Annotated in this window: 14 protein-coding genes and 1 pseudogene; 11 read left to right on the top strand and 4 right to left on the bottom strand. The window is 65.1% G+C overall.

Annotated features, from left to right (window positions below):
* Positions 1–3: 3 nt before the first annotated feature.
* Positions 4–900 (bottom strand): alpha/beta hydrolase family protein, encoded by an 897-nt coding sequence (locus ABIC09_RS13165; RefSeq protein WP_354033853.1) that lies wholly within the window; start codon positions 898–900, stop codon positions 4–6.
* Between the two features lie 181 nt (positions 901–1081).
* On the opposite strand from ABIC09_RS13165, the gene ABIC09_RS13160 reads away from it, so the two are divergent.
* Genes ABIC09_RS13160 through ABIC09_RS13150 form a run of 3 tightly spaced genes read left to right on the top strand, consistent with a single transcriptional unit; the run spans position 1082 to position 4610 of the window.
* On the top strand, positions 1082–2470 hold the full coding sequence (locus ABIC09_RS13160) for a class II 3-deoxy-7-phosphoheptulonate synthase (protein ID WP_354085379.1): 1389 nt from the start codon (positions 1082–1084) through the stop codon (positions 2468–2470).
* Between the two features lie 4 nt (positions 2471–2474).
* Positions 2475–2828, top strand: coding sequence for a diacylglycerol kinase (locus ABIC09_RS13155; protein ID WP_354109518.1), 354 nt, complete (start codon positions 2475–2477; stop codon positions 2826–2828).
* Positions 2829–2852: 24 nt separating this feature from the next.
* Positions 2853–4610, top strand: coding sequence for an NAD+ synthase (locus tag ABIC09_RS13150; RefSeq protein WP_354109517.1), 1758 nt, complete (start codon positions 2853–2855; stop codon positions 4608–4610).
* A 136-nt stretch (positions 4611–4746) separates the two neighbouring features.
* On the opposite strand, the gene ABIC09_RS13145 is transcribed toward ABIC09_RS13150, so the two are convergent.
* Both ABIC09_RS13145 and ABIC09_RS13140 read right to left on the bottom strand, forming a co-directional pair.
* Positions 4747–5934: a DUF2865 domain-containing protein gene (locus ABIC09_RS13145; RefSeq protein WP_354109516.1), complete on the bottom strand. Its 1188-nt coding sequence runs from the start codon at positions 5932–5934 to the stop codon at positions 4747–4749.
* Between the two features lie 142 nt (positions 5935–6076).
* Positions 6077–6382 (bottom strand): hypothetical protein, encoded by a 306-nt coding sequence (locus ABIC09_RS13140; protein ID WP_148753143.1) that lies wholly within the window; start codon positions 6380–6382, stop codon positions 6077–6079.
* 290 nt (positions 6383–6672) lie between these two features.
* Between ABIC09_RS13140 and cysS the strand changes: the two genes are divergently transcribed.
* The 4 genes from cysS to ABIC09_RS13120 all read left to right on the top strand — a co-directional run bounded on the left by cysS (position 6673) and on the right by ABIC09_RS13120 (position 10676).
* Positions 6673–8070: a cysteine--tRNA ligase gene (gene cysS, locus ABIC09_RS13135; protein ID WP_354109515.1), complete on the top strand. Its 1398-nt coding sequence runs from the start codon at positions 6673–6675 to the stop codon at positions 8068–8070.
* Positions 8070–8579, top strand: coding sequence for a GNAT family N-acetyltransferase (locus ABIC09_RS13130; protein ID WP_354085373.1), 510 nt, complete (start codon positions 8070–8072; stop codon positions 8577–8579). The genes cysS and ABIC09_RS13130 overlap by 1 nt, the downstream gene beginning before the upstream one ends.
* Positions 8576–10174, top strand: a complete 1599-nt coding sequence (cimA, locus tag ABIC09_RS13125; protein ID WP_354109514.1) for a citramalate synthase — start codon at positions 8576–8578, stop codon at positions 10172–10174. The genes ABIC09_RS13130 and cimA overlap by 4 nt, the downstream gene beginning before the upstream one ends.
* A 124-nt stretch (positions 10175–10298) precedes the next feature.
* A complete protein-coding gene (locus ABIC09_RS13120) occupies positions 10299–10676 on the top strand; it encodes a VOC family protein (protein WP_354109513.1) in 378 nt (125 codons plus the stop codon).
* Between the two features lie 3 nt (positions 10677–10679).
* Here the strand turns inward: ABIC09_RS13120 and ABIC09_RS13115 are convergent, their stop codons facing one another.
* A complete protein-coding gene (locus tag ABIC09_RS13115; RefSeq protein WP_187435059.1) occupies positions 10680–11285 on the bottom strand; it encodes an LOG family protein in 606 nt (201 codons plus the stop codon).
* A 200-nt stretch (positions 11286–11485) separates the two neighbouring features.
* Here ABIC09_RS13115 and ABIC09_RS13110 point away from each other — a divergent pair, with 200 nt between their 5' ends.
* The 4 genes and pseudogenes from ABIC09_RS13110 to ABIC09_RS13095 all read left to right on the top strand — a co-directional run bounded on the left by ABIC09_RS13110 (position 11486) and on the right by ABIC09_RS13095 (position 16033).
* Positions 11486–13441, top strand: a complete 1956-nt coding sequence (locus ABIC09_RS13110; RefSeq protein ID WP_354109512.1) for an ABCB family ABC transporter ATP-binding protein/permease — start codon at positions 11486–11488, stop codon at positions 13439–13441.
* A gap of 57 nt (positions 13442–13498) precedes the next feature.
* A pseudogene (locus ABIC09_RS13105) lies at positions 13499–14224 on the top strand (phosphatidylserine decarboxylase); the annotation flags it as partial.
* Positions 14225–14311: 87 nt separating this feature from the next.
* Positions 14312–15193, top strand: a complete 882-nt coding sequence (locus tag ABIC09_RS13100; protein ID WP_148753181.1) for a CDP-alcohol phosphatidyltransferase family protein — start codon at positions 14312–14314, stop codon at positions 15191–15193.
* 120 nt (positions 15194–15313) lie between these two features.
* On the top strand, positions 15314–16033 hold the full coding sequence (locus ABIC09_RS13095; RefSeq protein WP_187435058.1) for an RraA family protein: 720 nt from the start codon (positions 15314–15316) through the stop codon (positions 16031–16033).
* Positions 16034–16043 lie beyond the last annotated feature (10 nt).

Here is a 16043-nt window from a genome sequence, read left to right as displayed (position 1 = left end):
CGATCACTCCCCCTGAATCCATTCCGCCAGGCCGCGCCACAGCGTGTCGCGGTGCTCGGTGCGGAAGAAACCGAAATGGCCGATCGCCTTGGCGCCGACGTCGGACGGCTTCACCGTCAGCACCTCCGGCTTGATCGCTGTGAAGCCTGCCGTGAGCAGCTCGACCGCCGGCCGCGTCGCCCAGGGATCGTCGGAGAAGCACAGCGCGCGCAGCTCGCCCTTGAATTTTGCGAAATTCGCCAGCGCCGGCAGTTTGGAATCGAACAGATAGCGCGGGCTCGAGACCCAGTCCGCCCATTGCAGGAAGACACCCTTGGGCAGATCCTCGCCGATGCCGACCCAGCCCGGCGCGTAGCCGAGTGCGTGGACCAGCGGAACGCCGACGAAATTCATGAATGCGAAGACGCGGTATTTCTCCGGCGACGTCATCAGCCGCCAGGTCGCGGCCTGCGAGGCCACGAACGCGGCGCGCGAGATGTCGGTGTTGTTCGCGATCAGCCCGAGCGCCTGGCCACCGAAGGAATGGCCGAAATAGGCAAGGGGGAGCGTGTTGTAACGCTCGCGCATCCAGCTCACCGCGGCGGTGATGTCGAGCGCGGCCCAGTCCGACATCGAGGCCTTGAAGCCGACCAGCGATTTCGGCTGGTTGTAGCCGACCATGGCCGGCAGGCGGGAGTCGCCGATGCCGCGATAGTCGTAAGTGAGGACCGCACAGCCGCGATGGGCGAGATAGGAGGCGAAGCCGCGATAGATTTTTCGCGGGACGGCGGTCGCCGAATTGATCAGGACGGCATGGCGCTTGGCGCCGCGCGGCAGGAACAGGGTGCCGGTCAGCGCATACCCGTCGGTCGCCGGGAAGCTGATCTCGTCGATGAAAACGTCGTCCAGTGCCGCGTCCATGGATCGAAGCTGTCTTGCCGGTTTCCTCTGCCACCCCCAGCAAATGCGAATTCGGCTTTGCCCGCAAGGGTTTGCATTGCGGAATGGATTTACAACTGGCGGTGTCGCGCCAGCCTGTGTATAAGGCGGCCCTCGCAACCCACAGATCAGGTTGCACTTTTTGCTTCACGGAGAGATTGCGATGTCCGAGCGGTGGACGCCCGAGTCCTGGCGCAGCAAGCCGGTGCTACAGGTGCCCGATTATCCCGACGCCAAGGCTTTGGCCGACGTCGAGGCGCAGCTTGCAACCTTTCCGCCGCTGGTGTTTGCCGGCGAGGCGCGCAATCTGAAGAAGGCGCTGGGGCGCGTTGCGGCCGGCGACGCCTTCCTGCTGCAGGGCGGCGATTGCGCCGAGAGCTTTGCCGAGCACGGCGCCAACAACATCCGCGACTTCTTCCGCGTGCTGCTGCAGATGGCGGTGGTGCTGACCTATGCCGGCGCGGTGCCGGTGGTGAAGGTCGGCCGCATCGCCGGCCAGTTTGCAAAACCGCGCTCGTCGCCGACCGAGAAGATCGACGGCGTCGAGCTGCCGAGCTATCGCGGCGACATCGTCAACGACATCGCCTTCACCAGGGAAGCGCGCGTGCCGGATCCGCAGCGCCAGCTGATGGCCTATCGCCAGTCGGCCGCGACGCTGAACCTGCTCCGCGCCTTCGCCACCGGCGGCTTCGCCAACCTCGGCAGCGTGCATCAGTGGATGCTCGGCTTCCTCAAGGACTCGCCGCAGTCCCGCCGCTACAAGGAACTGGCCGACCGCATCTCGGACGCGCTCAACTTCATGCGTGCCTGCGGCCTCGATCTCGAGAGCCATCCGGAGCTGCGCGCCACCGATTTCTACACCAGCCATGAGGCGCTGTTGCTCGGCTACGAGCAGGCCATGACCCGCGTCGATTCCACGACCGGTGACTGGTACGCGACCTCGGGCCACATGATCTGGATCGGCGACCGCACCCGCCAGCTCGATCACGGTCACATCGAATATTTCCGCGGCATCAAGAACCCGATCGGCCTGAAGTGCGGCCCGTCGCTCAAGCCCGACGAGCTGCTGAAGCTGATCGACGTGCTCAATCCTGACAACGAGCCGGGCCGGCTGACGCTGATCAACCGTTTCGGCTCCGACAAGGTCGCCGACCATCTGCCGGGCCTGATCCGCGCGGTGAAGCGCGAGGGCAGGGTGGTGGTCTGGTCGTGCGACCCCATGCACGGCAACACCATCACCTCGACGTCAGGCTACAAGACGCGGCCGTTCGACCGCGTGCTGTCGGAGGTGAAGTCGTTCTTCACGATCCACGCCGCGGAAGGCACCCACGCCGGCGGCGTGCATCTGGAGATGACCGGCCAGGACGTCACCGAGTGCATCGGCGGCGCCCGCGCCATCACGGACGAGGATCTCAACGACCGCTACCACACGGTTTGCGATCCCCGCCTCAATGCCGAGCAATCCATCGACATGGCTTTCCTGGTCGCCGAACTGCTGAAGCAGGAACGCGTCGGCAAAGCCAAGCCGATGCCGTTTGCAGCGGGGCTCTAAAACCTTGCTGCGGATCTGGAAGGCCACGATCAACTCGCGCAACGGTCTGGCCTTTGCGTTCCGCTCGGAGCAGGCCATCCGCGAGGAGATCTTTGCGCTGCTCCTGTCGCTGCCGGTGGCGTGGTTCGTCGCCGCCAGCGCGACGCGCGCGGTCGAGCTGGTCTGCTCGGTCGCCTTCGTGCTGGTGGTCGAGTTGCTCAACACCGCGATCGAGAAGCTCGCCGATCGCCTGACCATGGATCACGACAAGCAGATCGGGCGGGTCAAGGACATGGGCTCCGCCGCGGTCGGCGTCGCGCTGCTGATGGCCGGCGCGTTCTGGATCATCGCGATCATCGAGCGTCTGGGATTCCTCTAGCCACGAAATTGGAGTGCGGTGGCCATGACCGAACGTCTCGACGCATTCGCGGTCACGCTCGCCCAGCTCAATCCGACCATGGGCGATATCGATGGCAATGCCGCGAAGGTTCGCTCGGCACGCGAGCGAGCGATCGCCGATGGTGCCGATCTGGTGCTGTTTCCGGAATTGTTCATCGCCGGTTATCCGCCGGAAGATCTGGTGCAGAAGCCGGCCTTCCAGGCCGCCTGCCGTTCCGTCATCGAAGCGCTAGCGCGCGAGACCGCCGACGGCGGCCCGGCGCTGCTGGTCGGCACGCCCTGGGTCGAGGACGGCAAGCTCTACAATGCCTGTGCGCTGCTCGACGGCGGGCGCATCGCCGCGTTGCGCTTCAAATGCAATCTGCCGAATTACGGTGTGTTCGACGAGAAGCGGCTGTTTGCGCGCGGGCCAGCTGCTGGTCCGGTCACCGTGCGCGGCGTGCGGATCGGCGTGCCGATCTGCGAGGACATCTGGCTGGAAGAGTCCGAGGACTACGAGAACGTGATCGAGACGCTGGCCGAGACCGGCGCGGAGATCATTCTGGTCCCGAACGGCTCGCCCTATGGCCGCGACAAGAACGATGTGCGCCTGTCGGTGGCGGTCGCGCGGGTCACCGAGAGCGGCCTGCCTCTGGTCTATCTCAACCAGGTCTGCGGCCAGGACGAGCTCGTGTTCGACGGCGCGTCTTTCGCGCTCAATGGCGATCTCTCGCTTGCCGTGCAACTGCCCGCGTTCGAGGAGAACGTCACGACGTTGCGCTTCATCAGAAACGGCGGCGATTGGCGTTGCACGGGTCCGATCGCGGAGCAGCCCGAGGGCGATAAGGCCGACTATGCCGCCTGCGTGCTGGGCTTGCGCGACTACGTTACCAAAAACGGCTTTCCCGGTGTGCTGCTCGGCATCTCGGGCGGCATCGATTCCGCACTCTGTGCGGCGATCGCGGTCGACGCACTCGGCGCCGACCAGGTGCACGGCGTGATGCTGCCTTATCGCTACACGGCGGCACACTCGATTGCCGATGCGGGCGAGCTCGCCGGCCATCTCGGCATCCGCTACGAGGTGTTGCCGATCGCGAAGGCGGTGAATGGTTTCGAGACCATTCTGTCCGGCATCTTCAAGAACCTGCCGCCCGATATCACCGAGGAAAACCTCCAGGCCCGGACCCGCGGCACGCTGCTGATGGCGATCTCCAACAAGACTGGGCTGATGGTGGTGACGACGGGCAACAAGTCGGAAATGTCGGTCGGCTATGCCACGCTCTATGGCGACATGAACGGCGGCTTCAATCCGATCAAGGACATCTACAAGACGCAGGTGTTTCGATTGGCGGCGCTGCGCAATGCATGGAAACCGGACGGCGCGCTCGGACCGGCGGGCGAGGTGATCCCGCCCGATATCATCACACGACCGCCGACTGCGGAGCTGCGTGAGAACCAGACCGATCAGGACTCACTGCCGGCTTACGAGGTGCTCGACGCGATCCTGGAGCGTCTGGTCGAACGCGAGGAGCCACTCGACCAGATCATCGCCGCGGGCTTCGACCGCGAGACGGTGACCCGCATCGACCATCTTCTCAACGTCGCCGAATACAAGCGCCGCCAGGCCGCCCCCGGCGTGAAGGTGACGCGGAAGAACTTCGGCCGCGACCGCCGCTATCCCATCACCAACCGCTTTCGCGACAGAGGCGAGAAGTTGCCCGCGCCCGACGAGACGCTGGTCTCGCCCGGCAGCAAGGCGTCGATCGACGCGTTCGAGGGGTAGGCGATCCATTCCGCTGTCATCATCCGCGAAGGCGGATGATCCAGTACTCCGCGGCGGATGTTGTGAGAACCGGCCGGCGCTGCGGTGTACTGGATGCCCCGCATTCGCGGGGCATGACACTGAGTTTTGGAGCCGCTTACTTCTGCTGCTGCGGCAGGAAGCTCGGGCCGACCGAGCGGATCGGCTTGTTCTCCGACGTGGCCGCGGTGCTCGCATCCGCAGGCGGCGTGGCGGCCGGTGCCGTGGCCGTCGTCGGCGCAGGAGCTGCGCCCTTCTTGGCATTCGCCGGCGCGCCCTTGGTGAGCTGCCGCTGCTGCATCTTCTTGGCGCTCTCTTCGGTGACGATGATGTCACCCTGCTGCTCGGCGGCCGCCTTGTCGTCGGCCGATTTCAGCGCATCGGCCCAGGTCTGGCCCGCCGCTTTGCACGAGCAGGACGGGTTGAACTCGCTGCGGAATTTGAAGGCGGTCGGCAGCGCCGTGTAGGGCTGGCCGCTGATCGAGACCGCGGAGCTCATGTCCTCGCCGGGATTGCGGTGGGCGTAGAGCGCGGCTTCGGCCGCCGGGCACAGCGCCTTGCAGGTCCTCTCGTCATCGGGGAAGCGCGCTGGCACGGTCGCAAACGAGATCGGGAAATACGCGCCGTCGCAGGTGCGCACGCAGACGGTGCGGTAGGTGCCGGATTGCGGGCCGCCGAGATCGGAGGGCGGCGCGCCCGGCGGATTGTTGGCGTTATTGCCGCCGAACAGATTGCTCAGGAAGTTGCCGCCCTGCGACTGCACGGCGTTGGCGTATTGCGGGCCGCAATTGTTTTGCGCGAGCGCAATCAGCACCGAGCGGCGCTGGCTGTCGCGCTCAGGGCTGCCGCCGGCACCACCGCCGCGCAGGCGTTCGAGATTGCCGGTGATCTGGTCGAGATTGGCACGCATCTGCTGGATCTGGGTGTTGACCGGACCGCATTGCGCCGACTGGCCGTTGAACAGCGAGAAGAAGCCGGAGGAATCGCAGCCCATGCGCTTGGCCTGCATGGTGACGCGGTCGAGCTCGGCTTGCTGGCGGGTCTGGGAATCCTGGTAGCGGCGGATCTGGTCGTCGCGCGCGGGATCGCCGCTCGCCCCACCGTTGAGCGCGGCGAGTTGTCCTTCGAGCCGCACGCACATCGGGTTCGGCCCGAGCCCGCCCTGGGTGGGCGGAGGCGGCGGTGCTCCGGGCGGGCCAGCCTGTGCAAAGGCGTCAGTGGCGAGCACGATCGCACTCAGAAGCACGGTGCAGGCAAGGAAGGAGCGGGGACGGGACAGGGACAAAAATTCAGGCATATCCGCCATTCTAGCGAGGTCACGGCCCCAAGTGACTTTTCAATGCGATTTGGGGGCCGAAGCGCGCCCTCCAATAGCCGCTTCCTGCGGCAGCGTCACGTCGTTTCAGGGGCGGTAAACGGGTCCTAAGGTCCGCCAGCTCCGAGCGAATTCAGCGCTGGCAGGTGATTGCGACATATTCGTCGCAATGGCCATGGGAGCAGTTTGCGCCGGATTTGGGGACAGAGCCGGTAATTTCGTCGGGATCGACCCGGCGGTAGCTTGATGCCTGTGCAAAGTCCCGTGACTGGCAGTAGGTGCGGGCGACCTGCGCGCCGCACTTCTCGCCCTTGGCCAGGCACTGGTCGACGCCGTAGCCGTCGGCCTGGTTGGCGATGATGAAGACGCGGGTCTCGGCGAAAGCGCTGGATGCCGCGAGAAGAGAGGCACAGGAGACAAGCGCGAGCAGGGATCGCATGGGTGCACCGGGGGCTGGGGGGACCACCGGGTTCCGAATTAAACCCAAAAGGTTAAGGATGACGAACCATCAAGGCGGTGCGGCCGCGCATTGCGGAAATAAAGCGGCATTTTCGCGGCTCTCTTGACGAAAGGCGCCTTCGTGGCCCATATGTCGCCGCATGAACGGTCTCCTCGCCATCTGCATTATTTGCCGCGAGATTACGAGCTAGCGATTCGCTGGCTGGAGCCGTCTTTTCTCAAAACCATTGAGAGCACTGGACGCCCGGCCAACAGCCGACGGGTATCCATATGGAATTGCGTCTTTACGATACGATGACGAGGACGAAGCGGCCGTTTGAGCCGATCGATCCCAAGAACGTCCGCATGTATGTCTGCGGACCGACCGTCTACGACTTCGCCCATATCGGCAATGCGCGGCCGGTGATCGTGTTCGACGTGCTGTTTCGGCTGCTCCGCCATCTCTATGGCGAGGCGCACGTGAAGTATGTCCGCAACATCACCGACGTCGACGACAAGATCAACGATCGCGCCGCGCGGGATTTTCCCGGCTTGCCGCTGAACGAGGCGATCCGCAAGGTCACCGAGCAGACCGGCAAGCAGTTTCACGCCGACGTCGATGCGCTCGGCGCGCTCCGGCCGAGCGTCGAGCCGCGCGCGACCGAGCATATCGGCGAGATGCGCGAGATCATCGAAAGGCTCATTGCCGGCGGCTTTGCCTACGCTGCCGAGGACCACGTGCTGTTCTCGCCGCAGGCGATGAACGCGGCCAATTCCACGCTGCCGCGCTATGGCGCGCTGTCGAAGCGGTCGCTTGACGAAATGATCGCCGGCGCGCGCGTCGAGGTCGCGCCCTACAAAAAGGATTCGACCGACTTCGTGCTGTGGAAGCCGTCCAAGCCCGGCGAGCCGTCCTGGCCGTCGCCGGCCGGCATCGCCGCGCAGGGACGTCCGGGCTGGCACATCGAATGCTCGGCCATGGCCTGGAAGCATCTCGGCGAGCAGTTCGACATCCATGGCGGCGGTATCGATCTCGTGTTTCCGCATCACGAGAACGAGGTCGCCCAGACCTGCTGCGCCTTCCACCAGCAGCGCATGGCGAACTATTGGATGCACAACGGCTTTCTGCAGGTCGAGAGCGAGAAGATGTCGAAGAGCCTCGGCAACTTCATCACCATCCACGAGCTGCTCGCGGACTGGCCGGGTGAGGTGCTGCGCCTCAACATGCTGAAGACGCACTACACCTCGCCGATCGACTGGACCATGAAGTCGCTGGAGGAGAGCGCCAAGACGCTCAACGATTGGTATCGCTTTGCCGCTGACGTCGCGCCGTCAAAGCCGGCGGCGTCCGTGGTCGAAGCCCTGCTCGACGACCTCAATACGCCGCAGGCGATCGCGGCGCTGCATGGTCTGCGCAATTCGTCTGATGCGGCCGGTCTTTCCGCGTCGCTGCGTCTGCTCGGCTTCCTGTCCGAGAGTGTGGCGCAATGGGAGGGCCGCAAGCGCCAGGCGAGTGGCATCGATGCCGGCGAGATCGATCGCCTGATCGCGGAGCGCACGGCTGCGCGGGCGCGAAAAGACTTTAGGGAGTCGGATCGCATTCGCGATCAGCTTGCGGCCGAAGGAATAGTCTTAAAAGACGGCAAGGATTCCGACGGCAAGCCGGTGACGACCTGGGAGCTCGCGTGATGGCACAAGCGCATCCCAAACCCGGCTTGCGGCCGTTTTTGCCTGATGACGTTCCGATGCTGGCCGCGATCTTCGCCGCCAGCATCCAGGAGCTGACCGGCGACGACTACAGCGAGGCGCAGCAGGAAGCCTGGATGGCGGCGGCGGAGGACGAGGAGTTCGGCAAGCGGCTGGCGGCCGACCTGACGCTGATCGCGACGCTGGATGGCTCGCCCGTCGGCTTCGCCTCGCTGCGCGGCAAGGATCACATCCGTATGCTCTACGTTCATCCAGCCGTGGGACGGCAGGGCATCGCGACCATGCTGGTCGACGCGCTGGAAAAGCTCGCCGGCGGCCGTGGCGCGGAAAAATTGACGGTCGACGCCAGCGATACAGCGGAAGGCTTCTTCGCCAAGCGCGGTTATATCGCCATGCAGCGCAATAGCATCACCGTCAACGACGAGTGGCTCGCCAACACCACCATGCAGAAAACGTTCGGCACCGGACCCGCATCGGGAGCGCTGCAATGAGCAAGGAGCGTCTGTATCTGTTCGACACCACGCTGCGCGACGGTGCGCAGACCAACGGCGTCGACTTCACGCTGACCGACAAGCAGGTGATCGCGGCGATGCTCGACGAGCTCGGCATCGACTATGTCGAGGGCGGTTATCCCGGCGCCAATCCGCTCGACACCGAATTTTTCGGCAGCAAGCCGAAGCTGAACCATGCGCGCTTCACCGCCTTCGGCATGACGCGGCGGGCAGGCCGCTCGGTCTCCAATGACCCCGGCGTCGCCGGGCTCCTGGACGCGAAGGCGGACGCGATCTGCTTCGTGGCAAAGTCCTCGGCGTATCAGGTACGCGTCGCGCTGGAGACGACGAAAGAGGAAAATCTTGCCTCGATCCGCGACAGCGTCGCAGCGGCAAAGGCCGCCGGCCGCGAGGTCATGCTCGACTGCGAGCACTTTTTCGACGGCTACAAGGAAGATTCGACCTTCGCACTCGCCTGCGCCAGGGCCGCCTATGAGGCCGGCGCGCGCTGGGTGGTGTTGTGCGACACCAATGGCGGCACCATGCCGAACGAGATCGAGGCGATCGTCACCGAGGTGACCAAGCACATCCCCGGCGACCATCTCGGCATCCACGCCCATAACGACACCGAGCAGGCGGTGGCGAATTCGCTCGCCGCGGTGCGCGCCGGGGCGCGGCAGATCCAGGGCACGCTGAACGGACTCGGCGAGCGCTGCGGCAACGCCAACCTCTGCTCGCTGATTCCGACCTTGAAGCTGAAGCGGGAATTCGCCGACGCCTTCGATATCTCGGTCACGCCGGAGAAATTGGCGACGCTCGTCAAAGTCTCGCGCACGCTCGACGACATGCTCAACCGCGTGCCCAATCGCCATGCCGCCTATGTCGGCGAGAGCGCCTTCGTCACCAAGACCGGCATTCACGCCTCCGCCGTGATGAAGGATCCGCAGACCTACGAGCATGTGTTGCCGGAGACCGTCGGCAATCACCGCAAGGTGCTGGTGTCCGACCAGGCCGGCCGCTCCAACGTCATGGCCGAGCTCGACCGCGCCGGTATCGCTTACGAGAAGCGAGATCCGAAGCTGACGCGACTGGTCGAGGAACTGAAAGAGCGGGAGGCTGCCGGCTACGCCTATGAATCCGCCAACGCCTCGTTCGATCTGCTGGCGCGCCGCACGCTCGGAAAAGTGCCGCAATATTTCGAGGTCGAGCAGTTCGATGTCAATGTCGAGCAGCGCTACAACGCGCTTGGTGAGCGCGTCACGGTCGCCTTGGCCGTGGTGAAGGTCGACGTTGCAGGCGAGCATCTGATCTCGGCAGCCGAGGGCAACGGCCCTGTCAATGCGCTCGACGTCGCCCTGCGCAAGGACCTCGGCAAGTATCAGAAGTACATCGAGGGCCTGACGCTGATCGACTACCGCGTGCGTATCCTCAACGGCGGCACCGGCGCGGTCACGCGCGTCCTGATCGAGAGCGAGGACGAGAACGGCGATCGCTGGACCACGGTCGGCGTATCCCCGAACATCATCGACGCTTCGTTCCAGGCGCTGATGGATTCGGTGATCTACAAGCTCGTGAAGTCGGGCGCGCCGGCGTAGGGCGCGGCGGCGCTACAAACGCCGTCATTGCGAGCGTAGCGAAGCAATCCAGACTGTCACCGCGGAAAGACTCTGGATTGCTTCGCTTCGCTCGCAATGACGAGGAGAGAGGGGAGCGCTAGCAATGATCGACCACATCTCCGTTGGCGTCAGCGAGCTCGAACGCTCCGCAAAGTTCTATGAAGCCACGCTCGCCGCCCTCGGCCTCACCTGCCTTGTCACGCGGCCGCGCACGGTCGGCTTCGGCAAGGCCTATCCCGAGTTCTGGATCAATCTGCGCGAGGCCATGCCGCCTGTGCCGCCGGAGAGCGGCGTGCACATCTGCCTGCGGGCGAAGACAACGGCCGATGTCGATGCATTCCACGCTGCCGCGCTTGCGACAGGCGGCGCATCGGATGGCGCGCCGGACATTCGCCCGCACGACCGCGTGCGCTACTACGCAGCCTTCGTCCTTGATCCCGACGGCAACCGGATCGAGGCGGTGACGTTTCCGAGCGAGTGAGGCTTAAAGCTTGCGCGCCACTTCCGGGGCGAGCTGCTTTTCCGCCTCGGCGAGCTGGGCCACGGCGGCCTTCAGCTTCGGCAAGATGTCCTCGACGCGATCGGCCTTGAGGATATCGACCGAGAGGCCGGCGCGGATGAACTCGGTCTGGCGCATATGCGACAGCAGCGAGAACAGCGGCTCCCAGAAATTGTCGAAATTGGCGAGCAGCACCGGCTTGGCGTGACGGCCGAGTTGCTTCCAGGTCAGCTGCTCGACCAGCTCCTCCAGCGTGCCGACGCCGCCCGGCAGCGCCACGAAGGCGTCGGAGCGCTCGAACATCAGCCGCTTGCGCTCGTGCATGTCGGGGGTGACGATCATTTCCTGCACGCGGGTCAGCGCATTCTCGCGCTTTCGCAGGAATTCGGGAATGATGCCAGTGACGGTGCCGCCGTGATCGAGCACGGAGGTCGCGACCGAGCCCATCAGGCCAAGCGAGCCGCCGCCATAAACCAGGCGGATGTTGCTCTCGGCGAGCGCCTTGCCGAACGCCTTGGCGCCTTCGGTGAAGTGGGGATTGGTTCCGGGACCGGAGCCGCAATAGACACAGACGGTTTTGATCGTGCTCATTGGCGCCATGATGCATTGCAGCGAATGGGCGTCAAGCCCAATCGGTGATTCGGACCGCCCGCAAATCTACCGGTAAATGGCGACAAACAATCGAAGATTCGCCATCTGGCGGGGTGCGCTGGCCCCCGGAAGCTTCTATATGACGAGCGAAAACAGTTAATCGCAACGCGCCCGCATCCGGCGGGCCTTCAGGTTTCTTGATGAGCCCACCTCATTCGCCAGACGTCCCCGACGTGCCTGATCCCTCAGGCGGACCGCTGGAGCGGGCCACCCTGATAGGCACACTGGCGCATCTGTGGCCCTACATCTGGCCGGGCGACCGCGTCGACCTGAAGATGCGGGTGGTCTGGTCGATGGTGCTGCTGCTCGCCGCCAAACTGATCACGTTGACGGTGCCGTTCAGCTTCAAATGGGCGACGGATGCGTTGACTGGCGCTAACACCGCGCCGGTGCAGCCTGACAATTGGCACCTCTGGGTGATCGCCTCGCCATTGCTGCTGACCGCGAGCTACGGCGTCATGCGCATCGTGATGGCGGTGCTGACGCAATGGCGCGACGGCATTTTCGCGCGCGTCGCCATGCACGCGGTGCGCAAGCTCGCCACCATCACCTTCGTCCACATGCACGAGCTGTCGCTGCGCTTTCATCTCGAGCGCAAGACCGGCGGCCTGACGCGCGTGCTCGAGCGCGGCCGCGAGGGCATCGAGGTCATCGTGCGCATGGTGATCCTTCAGTTGATTCCGACCATCGTCGAGGTCTCGCTGCTGCTGGCCGTGCTGCTGTGGCAGTTCGACTGGCGCTACGTGGTCGCAACCCTGATCACCGTCACGGTCTACATGTATTACACCTACGTCGCGACCGAATGGCGGATCGGCATCCGCCGCAAGATGAACGATTCCGACACTGAGGCGAACACCAAGGCGATCGACTCGCTGCTCAACTATGAGACCGTGAAATATTTCAGCGCCGAGGCGCGAGAGGCGCAGCGCTACGACCGTTCGGTGGCGCGCTACGAGGAGTCGAGCGTCCACGCCTACACTTCGTTGGCCGTGCTCAATACCGGGCAAGCCGTGATCTTCACGCTGGGCCTGACCGCGACCATGCTGATGTGCGCGATCGGCGTGCGCAACGGCACCAACACGGTCGGCGATTTCGTGCTGGTCAACGCCATGATGATCCAGCTCTACCAACCCCTGAACTTCATGGGCATGGTCTATCGCGAGATCAAGCAGGCGATCATCGACATCGAGAAGATGTTCGGCGTGATCGGCCGCGAGGCCGAGATCAAGGATGAGCCCTGCGCGCAGCCGCTGGTCGTCTCCGCCGGCACGGTGCGCTTCGAGGACGTGCGCTTTGCCTATGAGCCGGCGCGGCCGATCCTGAAAGGCATCAGCTTCGAGGTGCCGGCCGGCAAGACGGTCGCGATCGTCGGCCCGTCCGGCGCCGGCAAGTCGACCATTTCGCGCCTGCTGTTCCGCCTCTACGACATCTCCGGCGGAAAGATCCTGATCGACGGCCAGGACATCCGCGAGGTCACGCAGGCGAGCTTGCGCGCCTCCATCGGCATGGTGCCGCAGGATACGGTGCTGTTCAACGACACCATCCGCTACAACATCCGCTACGGCCGCTGGGACGCTGGCGATGCCGAGGTCGAGGAGGCGGCGCGGCTGGCGCAGATCGACCATTTCGTTCGCATGGCGCCGATGGGTTACGAGACCCAGGTCGGCGAGCGCGGGCTGAAGCTGTCGGGCGGCGAGAAGCAGCGCGTCGCGATCGCGCGCACGGTGTTGAAGGCGCCGCCGATCCTGGTGCTGGACGAGGCGACCTCTGCGCTCGACACCCACACCGAACACGAGATCCAGGGCGCGCTCGACCGGGTGGCGAAGAACCGCACCTCGCTCGTGATCGCCCACCGGCTCTCGACCATTGTCGGTGCCGACGAGATCATCGTGCTGGACCAGGGCCGCATCGCCGAGCGCGGTACCCATGCCAGCCTGCTCGCGCAGGGCGGTCTCTACGCCAGCATGTGGAACAGGCAGCGCGAAGCCGAGGCTGCACGCGAGAAACTGGCCCGGATGGCCGACAGCAGCGAGGCGCCCAACCGGGAGCCGCCGGCGGTCGAGGACGCCCTCACGGCGCAAGCGGCCGCGGAGTGAGCTTGTCTCCGGTCCCAACTCTGGCCTAAACAACCCCGGTGCGCGAGACGACCCGCGCCATCAACCCCTGAGCGGCAGATAGCGATGTCCATTCTCGATTCGATCCAGCGTCAGATCCCGCCGATCCACAAGGAGGGCTATCCCTTCATCGGCGGCTTTGCGCTGGCAAGCCTCGTCCTGTTCTGGCTGTGGTCGCCGCTAGGCTGGATTGGCACCATCCTCACCGTATGGTGCGCGCTGTTCTTCCGCGATCCGGTGCGCGTGACGCCGGTGCGCGACGGGCTCGTGGTGTCGCCGGCCGATGGCCGTGTCTCGATGATCACCATGGCGCTGCCGCCGGCCGAGCTCGGGCTCGGCGACCGTCCGCTGCCGCGCGTCTCGGTCTTCATGAGCGTGTTCAACTGCCATGTGAACCGCAGTCCGATCGCGGGCAGGGTGGACCGCATCGCCTATCGGCCGGGCCTCTTCATCAATGCCGAGCTCGACAAGGCGAGCGAGGACAATGAGCGCAATTCGCTGGTCATCTCGACGCCGCAGGGCCGTATCGGCGTGATCCAGATCGCAGGCCTCATCGCCAAGCGCATCGTGTGCTTCGTTAGGGAAGGGCAGGCGGTCGGCGCCGGTGAGCGGTTCGGCCTGATCCGGTTCGGCTCGCGGCTCGACGTCTACCTGCCAGTCGGCACCAAGGCGCTGGTCTCGGAAGGGCAGACGGCGATCGCCGGCGAGACCATCCTGGCCGATCTCACCGGAGACGACCCGAACCGCTCCTATCGCGCCAATTAACCAAGAAGCCGCTGTCGGGGGCCTTCCGCCGCAATGGCGGAAGGGGAAATGGCTTGCTATATCTCGCCTGCAGGTGAGGACGCGCCAATGACGCCCTACGACTACAGAGATCCCGATGTTCGCCGCCGGCGGTTCCGCCCGATCCCGGTGCGGATGCTGGTGCCCAACGTCATCACGCTGCTGGCGATCTGCGCCGGCCTGACCTCGATCCGGCTGTCGATCGAGGGGCGTATGTCGCTCGCCGTCTACGCCATCGTGTTCGCGGCCGCGCTCGACGGCATCGACGGCCGCGTCGCGCGCCTGATCAAGGGGCAGTCCAAATTCGGTGCCGAGCTCGACAGCCTTGCCGATTTCGTCAATTTCGGCGTCGCCCCCGGCCTGATGCTGTACTTCTGGCAGCTGCACGAGCTCGGCAATGCCGGCTGGATCGCCGCCATGGTGTTTGCGATCTCCGGCGGCTTGCGGCTCGCGCGCTTCAACGCCACCATGGACGATCCGAACAAGCCCGCTTTCGCCGCCAATTTTTTCACCGGCGTGCCCGCGCCGGCCGGCGCCATCACCGTGCTGTTGCCGATCTACGTCGCCTTCCTCGATCTCGGTCGCGCACCGGCGGCGGTGACCGCGGCCTATACGCTCCTGATTGCCTTCCTGATGGTCTCGCGCCTGCCGGTGTTCTCCGGCAAGACCAAGCGGATGCGCGTGCCGCCGGAGCTGGTGCTGCCGGCGTTCGTCGCGGTGATCTTCTTCATCGCGCTTGTGATCGCCTATCCCTGGCACGTGCTCTCGATCGGCACGGTACTCTATCTGCTTGGCCTGCCGCTCGGCTACAAATCCTATCGCGACCAGGCGCGTGCGATGGAAGCCATCGCCCCTGCGGGGAGCGAGGTCTCGTCGCCGCCCTCGGCGCCGACAATGGCGAGCCTGTCCGAGCCGCCGCACGACGACGACCGGCCCGGACGGCTGCACTGAGCGATCGCGCGCGGATATCTGCCATGAGTGCGCCCGAGTTGGGTTGAGACCCGATCTCGGCTATATCGCCCTGTGACGGCGGCATCGCGTCAATCAGCCGCCAATCTGGGAGATAACGCCGTGACCAATACCGCGACCGGGCCGCTGCCCGCTTCCGTCCTCGAAGCGCTGGGCCGCTACGACACGCCGACGATCTGCAACGCCATGGAGATCGTGGCGCCCGAGCGCCGCCTGATCGGCTACACCACCAAGCAGCTGGTCTGCCCGTTCCCGGATTTGCCGCCGATCGTCGGTTACGCCCGCACCGTCGCAATCCGCTCGGTGTTGAAATCGTCGCTGCCGGCCGAAGAACAGTCGAAGCGCCGCATCGAATATTACGAATATGTCGGCACCGGCCACGGGCCGCGCGTCTCGGTGATCCAGGACATCGACGGTCCCGACGCCGGCTACGGCGCGTTCTGGGGCGAGGTGCAGAGCAACGTGCACAAGGCGCTCGGCTGCCTCGGCGTCATCACCGACGGCTCGATCCGCGACATCCCGCAATGGGCCCCGGGCTTCCAGGCGCTCGCGGGCTCGATCGGCCCGTCGCATGCATGGGTGCACGCGGAGAGCTTTGGCGGCGAGGTGCGCGTCGCCGGCATGACCGTGAAGTCCGACGATCTGATCCACGCCGACCAGCATGGCGCCATCGTGATCCCGCTCGATATCGCCGCGAAGCTTCCCGAGGCCGCCGAACTCTGCGGCCGCCGCGAGACGCCGATCCTCGAGATCGCACGCAGCCCGGACTTCTCGCTGGAGAAGCTCAAGGCCGCGCTGAAGCGCTCGGCGGAGATCCACTAATCTCGGAGTA

Origin of the sequence: Bradyrhizobium sp. S3.12.5 (assembly GCF_040548225.1) — a bacterium.
In the GTDB taxonomy this organism is placed as follows: Bacteria; Pseudomonadota; Alphaproteobacteria; order Rhizobiales; family Xanthobacteraceae; genus Bradyrhizobium; species Bradyrhizobium cytisi.
Note: the sequence above shows the minus strand (reverse complement) of the source record. Positions and strands in the feature narration are given on the sequence as shown.